The sequence below is a fragment of the Proteus sp. G4380 genome, assembly GCF_963885725.1.
GTDB lineage: Bacteria > Pseudomonadota > Gammaproteobacteria > Enterobacterales > Enterobacteriaceae > Proteus > Proteus mirabilis.
Map to the genome: position 1 here is coordinate 1 of NZ_CAWPAV010000039.1, position 12,756 is coordinate 12,756.

Annotated in this window: 12 protein-coding genes, 1 tRNA gene and 1 pseudogene; 6 read left to right on the top strand and 8 right to left on the bottom strand. The window is 37.0% G+C overall.

The window, feature by feature from the left end; translation table 11 throughout:
* Positions 1–20: 20 nt before the first annotated feature.
* Positions 21–1,703, bottom strand: coding sequence for a ShlB/FhaC/HecB family hemolysin secretion/activation protein (locus AACU98_RS02915; RefSeq protein ID WP_049201709.1), 1,683 nt, complete (start codon positions 1,701–1,703; stop codon positions 21–23).
* A gap of 227 nt (positions 1,704–1,930) precedes the next feature.
* Positions 1,931–2,007 (bottom strand) — tRNA-Pro (locus AACU98_RS02920).
* A 299-nt stretch (positions 2,008–2,306) separates the two neighbouring features.
* On the opposite strand from AACU98_RS02920, the gene AACU98_RS02925 reads away from it, so the two are divergent.
* Positions 2,307–2,609 carry a DUF5339 family protein gene (locus tag AACU98_RS02925; RefSeq protein WP_004246838.1) on the top strand — a complete coding sequence of 101 codons (303 nt, stop codon included), beginning with the start codon at positions 2,307–2,309 and terminating at the stop codon, positions 2,607–2,609.
* Positions 2,610–2,666: 57 nt separating this feature from the next.
* Here the strand turns inward: AACU98_RS02925 and AACU98_RS02930 are convergent, their stop codons facing one another.
* Positions 2,667–2,996 carry a YceK/YidQ family lipoprotein gene (locus tag AACU98_RS02930; RefSeq protein ID WP_004246836.1) on the bottom strand — a complete coding sequence of 110 codons (330 nt, stop codon included), beginning with the start codon at positions 2,994–2,996 and terminating at the stop codon, positions 2,667–2,669.
* Between the two features lie 378 nt (positions 2,997–3,374).
* Between AACU98_RS02930 and AACU98_RS02935 the strand changes: the two genes are divergently transcribed.
* Positions 3,375–5,033, top strand: a complete 1,659-nt coding sequence (locus AACU98_RS02935) for a putative transporter (RefSeq protein WP_161735484.1) — start codon at positions 3,375–3,377, stop codon at positions 5,031–5,033.
* A gap of 272 nt (positions 5,034–5,305) precedes the next feature.
* Here AACU98_RS02935 and AACU98_RS02940 read toward each other — a convergent pair whose 3' ends face one another.
* Positions 5,306–6,559 carry a valine--pyruvate transaminase gene (locus tag AACU98_RS02940; RefSeq protein ID WP_012368523.1) on the bottom strand — a complete coding sequence of 418 codons (1,254 nt, stop codon included), beginning with the start codon at positions 6,557–6,559 and terminating at the stop codon, positions 5,306–5,308.
* 172 nt (positions 6,560–6,731) lie between these two features.
* On the bottom strand, positions 6,732–7,313 hold the full coding sequence (locus AACU98_RS02945) for a DNA-3-methyladenine glycosylase I (protein WP_004246833.1): 582 nt from the start codon (positions 7,311–7,313) through the stop codon (positions 6,732–6,734).
* Between the two features lie 250 nt (positions 7,314–7,563).
* Here AACU98_RS02945 and glyQ point away from each other — a divergent pair, with 250 nt between their 5' ends.
* The 4 genes from glyQ to AACU98_RS02965 all read left to right on the top strand — a co-directional run bounded on the left by glyQ (position 7,564) and on the right by AACU98_RS02965 (position 11,412).
* Positions 7,564–8,469 (top strand): glycine--tRNA ligase subunit alpha, encoded by a 906-nt coding sequence (gene glyQ, locus AACU98_RS02950; protein WP_004246832.1) that lies wholly within the window; start codon positions 7,564–7,566, stop codon positions 8,467–8,469.
* A 9-nt stretch (positions 8,470–8,478) separates the two neighbouring features.
* Positions 8,479–10,551 carry a glycine--tRNA ligase subunit beta gene (glyS, locus tag AACU98_RS02955; protein WP_017827114.1) on the top strand — a complete coding sequence of 691 codons (2,073 nt, stop codon included), beginning with the start codon at positions 8,479–8,481 and terminating at the stop codon, positions 10,549–10,551.
* Positions 10,552–10,712: 161 nt separating this feature from the next.
* On the top strand, positions 10,713–11,099 hold the full coding sequence (locus AACU98_RS02960) for a type II toxin-antitoxin system RelE/ParE family toxin (RefSeq protein ID WP_004249093.1): 387 nt from the start codon (positions 10,713–10,715) through the stop codon (positions 11,097–11,099).
* Positions 11,092–11,412, top strand: a complete 321-nt coding sequence (locus AACU98_RS02965) for a helix-turn-helix domain-containing protein (protein ID WP_004246828.1) — start codon at positions 11,092–11,094, stop codon at positions 11,410–11,412. Before AACU98_RS02960 ends, AACU98_RS02965 begins: the two co-directional genes overlap by 8 nt.
* Before the next feature lie 49 nt (positions 11,413–11,461).
* Here AACU98_RS02965 and AACU98_RS02970 read toward each other — a convergent pair whose 3' ends face one another.
* The 3 genes and pseudogenes from AACU98_RS02970 to AACU98_RS02980 form a co-directional block, all read right to left on the bottom strand.
* Positions 11,462–11,896, bottom strand: a complete 435-nt coding sequence (locus AACU98_RS02970) for a hypothetical protein (protein WP_004246827.1) — start codon at positions 11,894–11,896, stop codon at positions 11,462–11,464.
* A complete protein-coding gene (locus AACU98_RS02975; protein ID WP_237612238.1) occupies positions 11,889–12,506 on the bottom strand; it encodes an endonuclease/exonuclease/phosphatase family protein in 618 nt (205 codons plus the stop codon). Before AACU98_RS02975 ends, AACU98_RS02970 begins: the two co-directional genes overlap by 8 nt.
* 8 nt (positions 12,507–12,514) lie before the next feature.
* Positions 12,515–12,756 (bottom strand): annotated as a pseudogene (locus AACU98_RS02980) (endonuclease/exonuclease/phosphatase family protein); the annotation flags it as partial.

Sequence of the window (12,756 nt, forward strand, 5' to 3'; positions counted from 1 at the left end):
TATAAAATAAACCTCCATAATCAGAAGTTAAATTGGGTATTAAAATTAAACTGCGATCCTGTTGCTTCTCGACTAGAAGGGGCTGATAACGGTATGCTCCATACTAACTGATAACTTAGTTTCTTAAAGCTACCTTCTAATCCTATTGCCGCACCAACTAAATATTTATTTTTATTATAAAAAATGTTTTTTCTATCTTCTGAAACGGAACCATAATCTATGGCGGAAAATAGCATTTGGTTATTCAAAGGTGTAAGCCAAGTAACTTTATGTCGGGAAACAAACTGATTGGCATCAGAATAACCTTTGCCGGACTCAAAACCATACACGCTATACAGACCACCAATGGTTGCTTTATCAAGTAATCCATCAATATCTGAGCGAGTCAGTTGAAATATCATTTCTGGTTGATAAAAAAATTGCTGTGAAGTGATTTTAAAAGGAATTAATGCATCAAAATTAAGATTAAAAATGGGTACACCATTAAGGGAATCTATCGGTGATAGTCTTGCGCCAGGAATAAAAACACTCTGCTTATAATGAAGTTTAGCATTAAGGTAACCCCCTCTCATAAAGCGATAATTTTGCTCAATACCCGCATTAATATAAGGACTGCGACGCTCATGGACTGATAAGCGATAGCCTGACACTTCATTGCGATAAGTGTAATATTGTATTCCACCACTTAAAGTCACCGTACGCTGTGTTGAAGGTCTAAATTGGCGCTGGATCTCAAAAGAAAGAAGCTGTTGACGCGTTTTTTGTAACTCTTTTGTCGTTTCAGAGACTCTCATTTTTGAACCAATATCATAACCAAATAATGTCGCACGCCAATAATGATAAGGTACTTGCCATAAAAAGATCTGCTTCTTGATGCCTCTTGATTTTAAGGTATCGAGTTGACTTGAAAGAATAACCATTAAAGTATCATTAAGTTGCGCTAGATTACCAAAGCTTAGCCTTGTAGTACCAAATAGATCTCCGTAAATTTTCTGCTCCTTATTATCAATCGATACCGAGCCTGCCATTGTCCTTTTTCCCACTTGAGAAAGAGAAATAATTGACTCATGTTCTTTTGACGAGGGTTCTATCTGAATTTTGACATTACTATTAGGACGGGATCTGAAATTGTCAGCCCCCTGTTCAATATCTTTAACGTTTAAAACATCACCTTTTTTGACAGGCACTGCCTGTGAAATCAAATAGCGTTTATCTGTCGGGGCTTCGGAAACAATGTCTTGCACTCTCCCGACATTTAATGTGATATCCAATACCTCGTCATCGGCATAAAGATCAACTTTACCCACCTCACTGGTCACATAACCTGCATCATAAAGCAGCGCATTCAGAATATTGATATCTTGTTCTAACAATGCCTGTGACTGACAATGCCCAACTAATTCAGCTTGCCATTTTGCCACTTGGCGTTGCAGTGATGGGGAAGAAAACTCATCGAGATGATGGAGTTTTACCTGTTTGATTGAAAAACAATGCACAGAAGGTGTGATAAATTCCCTTTTATTTTGTGGTGCTAAGTTCACTAAAGAGACATTGTCATTTTGTTGTAGTAATTGATCTCTAAGTTGTGTTTCTGTCGGTAAATCTACTGGTACAGGGGGATCGATATGACTTTCATTCGCTACAGAAAAAAAAGCACAACACCATAAAATACAATAGATTAAAATAGACAACTCAATACGCATTCAATTTACACTCTTATCACCGGAAATAGGAGTGCTATGTATATGTAAAGAGAAACAAAAAAGATTTATAAAAACCGTCTTTTTACCCTGACTTACCTACACTGTTACTAATAATGCAACTATGCCGACTTATCAGATCAGAGAGTAAAAAAATCATAAGCGATTATTTATAAAGAGATGCCTTAAAACGACAAAACCCCGCTTTAAAAAAGCGGGGTTTCTAAATATGGTCGGCGAGAGAGGATTCGAACCTCCGACCCACTGGTCCCAAACCAGTTGCGCTACCAGGCTGCGCTACTCGCCGAAAACGAGGTGCATCTTACTGCCAGAAAGCCAAAGCGTCAATACTTTTTTCTTATCTCCCAACTGTTCGTATGGTTTTCAACCAAAATGACTGATTTTTAACTTTTTATTAGCACTATTGCTGAAATTAACCGCATCATAAACCCTACTTTTACTTAAGTTATATGAAACAGCTATTTTTCTTTACAGTTATCAGAAAACATCATGAAAAATGACAAATTTATTCTTTATTGTTATCGTTTATTCCATGCACTTTTTATATAATTACCCTATGTCAAATCAGTTAGGTGAATTTAGAGCATGAAATCACGTTGGGGCATTAGCACATTACTTTTATTCGTCACCACATTTTCAGTCCAAGCGGCTACATCACAAACTTGTCGGGTTTACTTTAAAGAAGCCGATAAATTCTTACAATATATTGCTACAAGAGATGACTTAAAACAGAACATGCCTGAAATAAAAGGTAATTTTGAACAAAATAAAAAGTTGATCAGTTCTTCCACCCTAAAAGAGCAAAAAGCAATTTGTGAAAAAGGAATGCAAGAGCTTGATAACCTTAACAAGATGTTTGGTCCAAAAGAAGCTACAGCAAAAAAATAAATATAAATAATGACTAAATAATAAATAAGTGATTATATTTAGTCTTATTTATAATAATTAGGTTTTATTTCCAGTATTAAGTGTATCATTAGTGCTACCTAATTTTTTTATCCTTTCTTTAGGTGAATTATCACTGTTGTCATCATGTTGTGTATAATAATCATAAGGAAGCAATAAAGTATCTAATAACGCACTAAAAGGAAGATCAAGAATAACTAACGGTTTCATTGCCCACCCTGTTTCATCATCAGAAAGCATATTAACGTTATTTTTTGTTCCTGAATAAAGCTCGTTATTAGGGCCTGCATGCGTCATAACACTTGAGCACCCTGTCAGTGATAGCATAAACGTCGCTAGTATTAACTTGTTAATGATTATGGATCTCATAGAGCACCTATAAAAAGCCGTTAGGGTTAAACACCTTTATTACATAGTTAAACCTGTTTTCCTTGTTAGGACAAGAAAAAGAAGATCTAAGGGGTTTATTTTTAATAACACAGGTAATTAATTTAATCTAAAAATAAACTCATTTTATATAATAATTCTGATGTTATAAATTATTATGTTTCACTGATATTAAAATTCAACCCTATTCATTTTAAATAAATATTTTAACTGAATATTTATCTTTTTTATTTTTTTGATCGTTATATATGCTGAATTTGTGCAATAAGACACAGCGTTTTTTTATCTTTTTGGCAAACTAGATGTATCGTTTTAGCTAGTAAGTTACTTGGCTATTTCACTTGGCATAGGATCTGTTTTATGAGTGATATTGCATTAACAATGGTGATGTTGTCATTAGCAGGCGCCTTAGGACTTTGGATAGGTAACGTTAAAATCTATCGGGTCAGTTTAGGAATTGGCGGAGTGCTGTTTGGAGGGATTATTGTAGGCCATTTAGCTCAACGTTATGGACTGGTGCTCAACACACAGATACTCCATTTTATTCAAGAATTCGGCCTTATCCTCTTTGTATATACCATTGGTATCCAAGTCGGCCCCGGTTTTTTCTCTTCTTTACGTGTATCTGGGCTTAAGCTCAATGCCTTTGCCATTTTGATTATTTTACTTGGTTCACTAGTAACAGCCTTTATTTATCACTTATTTAATGTGCCACTACCCATTATTCTTGGCATTTTTTCTGGTGCGGTAACGAACACGCCTTCATTAGGTGCAGGGCAACAAATCCTCACCGACCTTAATATTGATCCAGCCATAATCAGTCAAATGGGAATGGGATATGCTATGGCTTACCCCATGGGAATTTGTGGCATTCTTTTGGTCATGTGGTTTATTCGCGTGCTATTTAAAATCAATATAGAGCGAGAAGCAAAACACTTTAACCATCAGCAAAACAGCACTAAAGAGACACTGCATACCATTAACATTGCCATTCGCAATCCCAATTTAGATGGCTTATTAATGCAAGATATCCCACAACTCAATGAAGATGCCCTTGTCTGTTCACGTTTGAAACGTGGCGACGATATTATGGTTCCGATGCCTTCCACTATTATTCAGTTAGGCGATTTACTGCATATTGTCGGCTCAAGAGAAGATCTCAATAAGGTTCGCCTTATTTTAGGCGAAGAAGTAGATGCTTCACTTTCTACCTCAACCCATCAATTACAATCTGTGCGCATTGTTGTCACGAATGACGCAGTATTGAGTAAACGATTAAAAGATCTCGATTTAAAAAGAAAATATGATGTTGTTATCACACGATTAAATCGAGCTGGAATTGAATTAATTCCTAGTAATAACAGTATGCTACAGTTTGGCGATATTTTAAATGTTGTGGGTAGACCTGGGGCCATAGAAGCAATTACGGTACTTTTAGGTAATGCACGACAAAAATTAGAACAAGTACAGATGTTGCCTGTTTTTATTGGCATTGGTTTAGGGGTTTTATTAGGCTCTATCCCTATTTTTATTCCGGGGATCCCTGTTGCACTAAAATTAGGCCTTGCTGGCGGGCCGCTGATCGTGGCCTTGATTTTAGGCCGTATTGGTACTTTCGGGAAACTCTATTGGTTTATGCCCCCAAGTGCTAATCTTGCACTACGTGAACTCGGGATCGTCATGTTTTTGGCTGTGGTTGGCCTTAATTCCGGTGGCGGGTTTATTGATACCTTAATATATGGACAAGGGTTAAGTTGGATTGGCTATGGTATCGCGATCACACTACTCCCATTATTGATAGTCGGTATAATGGCTCGTCTCGTTTTTAAGTTAAATTACCTTACCCTATGTGGCGTACTTGCAGGCTCGATGACTGATCCTCCCGCTCTAGCATTCGCTAATTCTATTCATCAAAATAGCGGTGCAGCCGCACTTTCTTATGCCACGGTTTATCCTTTAGCTATGTTTTTACGCATCATCACGCCACAACTAATGGCACTGATTATTTGGGCTTTGTAGCGAATTTAATAGATATATTAAATGGTTGCAGTCAATTTGTTATCAAATGCTTAATTTCACTTTACAGAAGGATAATAAAGGGCTTAAAAGGGGCTTATTTAAGCCATCGATTTTATTATTATCTGTTTTAATAGCGCTCGTGCTAAGAAATTTAGATTGAGACGGATTGCTAACTTTTAGTAATCAATTTCTTTCCGTCAAACTTATGCTCAAAAGTCCTCGTTATTGTCTTTGCCCCTTCTTCTCGCTGAAGGGGCATTTTTATTACTTATTTATTCTGGCGATAAGCATCGTTCTATCTCTTCCGATAGGATCTTTATTCCTTTTTCAATTAATGCAGGCTCTGGTACATAATTCATTCGCATACATTGATGTGCATGTTGCCACGACTCTTCTAAGCCTGGAAAGAAATAGTGACCAGGAACCATCAATACACCACGTTTTTTTAAACGCCGATAGAGTTCTTCACTTGAGATTGGTAAATCTTTAAACCAAAGCCACAAGAAAATAGCCCCTTCCGGTTTATGGATAAGGCAACGCTCTTTAGGTAGATAGCGACGAATAATATCAATAGTTTCAAGTACTCGTTGATGATAAAAAGATCTAATTATCTCTTGGGATAATCGCATTAAATCATCACGTTTGAGCATTTCTAATGCCATCGCAGGGCCAATACCTCCAGGGGCAAGACTAATAATGCCATTCACATTCGTGATTGCAGTAATAAGCTCTTCATTAGCGATAATAATGCCACAACGAGCCCCCGGTAATCCTAGCTTAGAGAGGCTCATACAAAGAATGGTGTTGTCATTCCAGTGGGGAGTTGCTTGGGAAAAAATAATCCCCGGAAAGGGCACGCCGTAAGCATTATCAATAATCAGTGGGATATCATGTTTTTTCGCTAAGGCATCCAGCTTTTTTACTTCATCATCAGTGATCACATTACCTGTTGGATTTGTTGGTCTAGAAACACAAATAGCACTAATATCATCACCTATCGTTAAATGTTCAAAATCTACATGATATTTAAATTGTCCATCAGGTAGCATTTCAATAGTGGGTTTATTCGCAACAAACAAATCTTCTTCTAATCCGGCATCGGCATATCCAATATATTCCGGAGCGATGGGAAAAAGAATTTTGCGCTTTTTACCCTCAGCAGATTGGCCACCGAGTAAATTAAAAAGATAAAAGAAAGCACTTTGACTGCCGTTAGTAAGCGCAATATTTTTAGCGGAAATATTCCATCCTAATTTTTCTTTTAAACAAATAGCCAAGGCGTTGAGCATCGCATCTTTACCTTGTGGCCCATCGTAATTACATACGGCATCACTTAATGAGCCATTATTCACCATCTCTTGTAATAATTGGTGAAAATAGCTGTCCATCTCAGGAATATGGGCAGGATTTCCTCCTCCTAACATCACCGCTTCTGGTGTACGTATTCCTTCATTTAAGTCTTGCATCAAGCGAGAAATACCTGAGTGGCGAGCAAATTTTTGCCCAAATCGTGATAGTTGAGTCATCTTTGCAGGATCTTCTTTGTCGTTTTTCATTAGATAAACACCATACCGTGAGCCGGACTCAGCATCAACCGTTAACAGATGTATACTTAAATATCAACACCAACCTTAAAACCAATATTGAAATATAAATTCAGTTTTAAATCCAATTAAAGATAACTAAACTAGTATTCTTCTATTTAATACTACTTTCCGGCTGAGATTGCCGGCAAAAACAACAGAGTATATGATCGTTAACCATGCCTACTGCTTGCATAAATGCATAACAGGTGGTAGTACCAACAAATTTAAACCCTTTTTTCTTTAACGCCTTAGCCATATCATCTGAAATTTCAGTAAAAGCAGGAACCTGTGAAATAGTCTGCCACTGGTTATCAATGGGTTTTCCATCAACAAATTGCCAAATAAATTCACTGAAATCTTCACCCTGAGCTTCCATCGCTAAAAAGGCACGCGCATTATTGATAATGGCGTTAATTTTGCCACGATGACGAATAATAGACGGATCTTGTAGTAGTGTTTCCACATCTTTTTCAGTCATTAGTGCTATTTTTTCAGGACGAAAATCAAAAAAACAACGACGAAATCCTGCTCTTTTCTTTAATACGGTATACCACGACAAACCTGCCTGTTGTCCTTCAAGGCAGATCATCTCAAAAAGTTTGTATTTATCTCGCTGTGGTTTTCCCCATTCATTATCATGGTATGCGAGATATTCAGGATCTTGAGTTACCCAATCACAACGTTGTTTATTCATTTGCTACATTCCTTGTTCTTTATAGGTGTTATTCATACAATTGATATCGCTCTTTATATACTGTATAAAAACACATGTAAATAGACTAAGAAAAAATCATTCTGGCTATTTGAGCATAGTCATAACAACGATTAAGGCACTATTTTTTTGATCAAGAGAAAATTGCCCGTATTCCTTGCTGTATATCTTTCGTCTAGAAGGTATACTGAAACCTTTCTTTTTATTCTATGTATCGCCATGCGGATATAACATGCAAAAGTTTGATACCAAAACCTTTCAGGGGCTGATCCTGACATTACAGGATTATTGGGCTCGTCAGGGCTGTACCATTGTTCAACCATTAGATATGGAAGTAGGAGCAGGTACCTCACACCCAATGACCTGTTTACGAGCATTAGGCCCAGAGCCTATTGCAGCGGCTTATGTTCAACCATCACGCCGTCCAACTGACGGACGTTACGGTGAAAACCCTAACCGTCTACAGCACTATTACCAATTCCAAGTTATCATCAAGCCATCACCGGATAACATCCAAGAGCTTTATCTTGGCTCTTTAAGAGAATTAGGATTAGATCCTACTATCCATGATATTCGTTTTGTTGAAGATAACTGGGAAAACCCAACATTAGGTGCTTGGGGATTAGGCTGGGAAGTTTGGCTCAACGGCATGGAAGTGACGCAATTTACCTATTTCCAACAAGTTGGCGGATTAGAGTGTAAACCCGTCACTGGCGAAATTACTTACGGTTTAGAGCGTCTGGCAATGTACATTCAAGGCGTTGATAGCGTTTATGACTTAGTTTGGTGTGATGGCCCATTAGGTAAAACCACCTACGGCGATATTTATCACCAAAATGAAGTAGAACAATCAACTTATAACTTTGAATATGCAGATGTTGACTTCTTATTCTCTTGTTTCGAACAATATGAAAAAGAAGCTCGTGAGTTGTTAGAGTTAGAAAAACCTCTGCCTTTACCTGCTTACGAACGTATCTTAAAAGCAGGTCACACTTTTAACTTATTGGATGCACGTAAAGCGATTTCTGTTACAGAGCGTCAACGCTATATTTTACGTATCCGTACTTTAACCAAAGCCGTCGCTGAAGCTTACTATGCTTCCCGTGAGGCGCTTGGTTTCCCTATGTGTAAAAAGTAAGAGGCTATTATGACAACTGAGACTTTCCTTGTGGAAATCGGCACAGAAGAGTTACCGCCGAAAGCGCTTCGTTCTTTAGCCGAATCTTTTGCGACCCATTTTACGGCTGAACTGGATAACGCCAATATTACTCATGGTGATGTATCTTGGTTTGCCGCTCCTCGTCGTTTAGCCATCAAAGTGGCGAATATGGCGAAATCTCAAGCAGATAGGATCGTTGAAAAACGAGGCCCTGCTATAGCGCAAGCATTTGATGCTGAAGGTAAGCCAACTAAAGCCGCAGAAGGTTGGGCTAGAGGTAACGGCATCACTGTTGATCAAGCTGAACGTTTATCAACGGATAAAGGTGAGTGGCTCTTTTATCGTGCTGAAGTTAAAGGCGAAGCCGTTAACCAACTACTGGCTGGTATGGTAAGCAATGCACTGGCAAAACTGCCTATCCCTAAATTAATGCGTTGGGGTGATAAAGAAACGCATTTTGTGCGTCCAGTGCATACTGTTACTTTATTATTGGGTGATACCCTCATTGACGGTGAAATCTTAGGTGTACAAAGCGATCGTATTATTCGTGGCCACCGTTTTATGGGTGAAGCTGAATTTACTATCGATAATGCAGACCAGTACCCTGAAATCCTTTATGAACGTGGTAAGGTCATTGCCGATTACGAAAACCGTAAATCCATCATTCTTCATGATGCACGTCTTGCGGCTGAAAAACTAGGTGGTGTCGCTGATTTAAGTGACAGCCTAGTTGAAGAAGTCACTTCATTAGTTGAATGGCCTGTGGTGTTAACGGCAAAATTTGAGGAAAAATTCCTTGAAGTTCCGGCTGAAGCACTGGTTTACACCATGAAAGGCGATCAGAAATATTTTCCTGTTTACGATAAACAAGGTGCGCTATTACCTCACTTTATTTTCGTTTCTAACATTGAATCCTCTGATCCTCAACAGATAATCAGTGGTAACGAAAAAGTGGTTCGCCCTCGTTTAGCGGATGCGGAATTCTTCTTTAAAACTGACCGAAAACAGCGTTTAGAAGATAACTTACCACGCCTTGAAACTGTTCTTTTCCAAAAAGATTTAGGCTCTCTACGCGACAAAACAGACCGTATTCAAGCTCTCGCCGGTTTTATTGCTGAGAAAATGGGTGCTGATGTCAATAAAGCAACACGTGCTGGTTTATTATCAAAATGTGACTTAATGACCAATATGGTGTTTGAATTCACCGATACCCAAGGGGTTATGGGGATGCATTATGCTCGCCATGATGGTGAAGATGAAGAAGTTGCTGTCGCATTAAAAGAGCAATATCAACCACGTTTTGCAGGTGATGCACTACCATCTAACCCAGTAGCAAGTGCTGTCGCTATAGCTGAAAAAATGGATACGCTGGCAGGTATCTTTGGTATTGGTCAACATCCTAAAGGGGATAAAGATCCTTTCGCTTTACGTCGTGCTGCCCTTGGTGTGCTACGTATTATTGTTGAACAAGATTTACCATTAGATATTGAAGAATTAACCCAAGAAGCGGCTCGCCTATATGGTGACAAACTGACGAACCAAAATGTCGTCAGTGATGTCGTAGAGTTTATGCTAGGTCGTTTCCGTGCTTGGTATCAAGAGCTGGGTTATAGTATTGATACTATTCAAGCGGTATTAGCGCGCCGCCCAACACAACCTGCTGACTTTAACGCTCGTGTAAAAGCCGTTACTTACTTCCGAACCTTAGAAGAAGCAGCTGCATTAGCCGAAGCCAATAAACGTGTTTCTAATATCTTAGCAAAATCAGCAGATGTTAAGCTCAACGATAAAGTATTAGCCTCGGTGCTAAAAGCGCCTGAAGAAGTTCAGCTAGCGGCTAATCTTTCTGTGCTACAAGATAAGCTAGCCCCTCTATTTGCTGAACGTAAATACCAAGAAGCATTAGTTGAACTCGCCTCTTTACGTGATGTTGTGAATAACTTCTTTGATAAAGTGATGGTAATGGATAAAGACGAAGAAATTCGTATCAACCGTTTAACCATGCTACATGAATTACGCGAGTTGTTCTTAAAAGTCGCTGATATTTCTGTTTTACAATAAGTTATAAAACTTAGTCATACAACAACATAAAACCGTCATTGCGAAAGCAGTGCCGGTTTTTTTACTTAAAATTAAAATAAAAAACGATTAAAAAATACCCATTTACATTCTATGATTGAGTGATAAAATTTACTATAGTAAAAACTACCACAGAGGACGTGATGGTTATTTATAAAACAAAGATGTTCAAAAATAGTTTCAAAAAAATAACGCTTACGAATGCAGAACTAATAGCTATCGCTACCGAAGTCCTTGCAGGACAATTTGAGGCAGATCTAGGTGGTGGTGTTATCAAGAAACGTGCCTGTATCCAAGGAAAAGGTAAAAGTAGCGGAATTAGAACAATTATATTTTATAAGCAAGGGAATAATTTATTCTTTGCTGATGGTTGGAAAAAATCGAGTTTAAGCTCTAAAAAAACCAAAGAGATCACAGATGATGAACTTGAGTCCTATAAAGATCTAGCAAAAGATCTCTTCAATGCAAATCAAAATAAAATAGATAAAATGATTGCACTAGGCCTTTTAACAGAGGTTAAATATGACTGATAAAATGAAAGAAATGCTAAAATTTGCACAAGAAATGGAAGATGCAGGAGTCACTGATGGCAGTACAACTAAACGTATTGCCGCCAGAATAAAAGCGAAAGAATTACAAGCTAAGTATAAACATCCTACCCCTATGACAGGTGAAGATATAAAAAGGATCCGTGAGCAAAATAATATCTCTCAATCTTCCCTTGCTTTGATATTGAATATGACTAAAGAAAGCGTTTCTAAGTGGGAAAGAAACGAAATTAAGCCCAATGGTGCAGCACTACGACTTCTTCATTTAATAGATAAAAAAATATTATTCATCTAGTTTCCTCAAAAGAATAAAAAACCGGCATTGCGAAAGCAGTGCCGGTTTTTTATTGGTGATTAATCAATTTATTATAAATAGTATGATGAGTAAGTTCGATGATCCTGATAGACTCATTATCAATAATATTAACAATAATATGTAATAAATTTTCAATATCTTCTGCGTGAAAAGATTCTATTTCCGTTTCTATCTCAATAGGAAAGCCATTTATTTTACTAAAGCTATAACCAAATAGTATAAAACCACCCTCTTTACTTAAATCAGCATTATTAATATAAACAAGGCGTTCACTATTTATAAAATGAATATTACTTTTATTATTATCTTCAAATGATACCTTAACTTTATTATTGGTGATCACTTCTAACTTTTTGACCACTGCACTGATTTTATCTTCTATCTTACTCCGTAGATCAATAATAAAAGATGCTCTATTGAGTGAAGCTTTTATTTTTTCGAATATCTTATGTTCATCATTCATGGAAGATCCTACAAAATATGGGGTAATGATCAAATTTTTTAAAAAAGATATCATCAAGGCAGTGATTATCATCATTTAGGACGCGATAAAAATCAAACCGTTCAAGATCTAATTTAAAACAATCTTCTTTTCCATATAAAAATGATGAAGAAAAAATCATTTGATCAAACACATACCAACGATTAATAGATGCGGAATTATAATAATATGTACCTAAATTATTAGTCTTCTTATCAGATAAGAGATACCAAAATGGGTTAAATAATAGTTTTCTTTTCTTTTTTATTAAATGATAATCTCTTGTCGCATACAATATATTAAGCATCGCATTAGAATAAGGCTCTGTATTATAATCCCCCATACAAATAAACTGAACATCATCTCCATTATTTTCAAAGAGTTTATTAATACTACTTCTTAATCCTGCAGCTGCCACTTCTCGAGTTGTATCATTAGCACTTAATATTGATGGCCAATGTGATAAAAAAAGGGTGATTATTTTTTGATGTTCGATTTCTTTAAATACAACAGCAACGCCTACCCTTACCATTCTATTATCAGGCTGGAGTTTAGTTAAAAACTTACTTGAAATAAACTCTAGTTTATTCATTTGATATATTAATGATATATTAATGATATATCAATAATAATCCGGCCTATTTTTCCTGAGAGATCGATATACCCCATTTTTAATTGAGTCGCCAACTGCTTAAAAGCGTAGCTCTCGTTTTCAGAAACCTCACTCAACGCAATGATATCAAGCGTTTTTTTAATGATAAGTTCTTCAAGATATTTTTTCGCTAAGCCAACTTTTTCAGTCTTGACGTTCTGTTTTGATTTTGTCGGTGGAGATATTCCTA

Excerpts from the sequence above, each read along its gene's own strand:
- AACU98_RS02935 (WP_161735484.1), top strand. The coding sequence starts at position 3,375 with ATGAGTGATATTGCATTAACAATGGTGATGTTGTCATTAGCAGGCGCC.
- AACU98_RS02960 (WP_004249093.1), top strand. The coding sequence starts at position 10,713 with ATGGTTATTTATAAAACAAAGATGTTCAAAAATAGTTTCAAAAAAATA.
- AACU98_RS02975 (WP_237612238.1), bottom strand. The coding sequence starts at position 12,506 with ATGAATAAACTAGAGTTTATTTCAAGTAAGTTTTTAACTAAACTCCAG.
- AACU98_RS02970 (WP_004246827.1), bottom strand. The coding sequence starts at position 11,896 with ATGAATGATGAACATAAGATATTCGAAAAAATAAAAGCTTCACTCAAT.
- AACU98_RS02945 (WP_004246833.1), bottom strand. The coding sequence starts at position 7,313 with ATGAATAAACAACGTTGTGATTGGGTAACTCAAGATCCTGAATATCTC.
- AACU98_RS02965 (WP_004246828.1), top strand. The coding sequence starts at position 11,092 with ATGACTGATAAAATGAAAGAAATGCTAAAATTTGCACAAGAAATGGAA.
- AACU98_RS02930 (WP_004246836.1), bottom strand. The coding sequence starts at position 2,996 with ATGAGATCCATAATCATTAACAAGTTAATACTAGCGACGTTTATGCTA.
- AACU98_RS02915 (WP_049201709.1), bottom strand. The coding sequence starts at position 1,703 with ATGCGTATTGAGTTGTCTATTTTAATCTATTGTATTTTATGGTGTTGT.
- glyQ (WP_004246832.1), top strand. The coding sequence starts at position 7,564 with ATGCAAAAGTTTGATACCAAAACCTTTCAGGGGCTGATCCTGACATTA.
- AACU98_RS02925 (WP_004246838.1), top strand. The coding sequence starts at position 2,307 with ATGAAATCACGTTGGGGCATTAGCACATTACTTTTATTCGTCACCACA.
- AACU98_RS02940 (WP_012368523.1), bottom strand. The coding sequence starts at position 6,559 with ATGACTCAACTATCACGATTTGGGCAAAAATTTGCTCGCCACTCAGGT.
- glyS (WP_017827114.1), top strand. The coding sequence starts at position 8,479 with ATGACAACTGAGACTTTCCTTGTGGAAATCGGCACAGAAGAGTTACCG.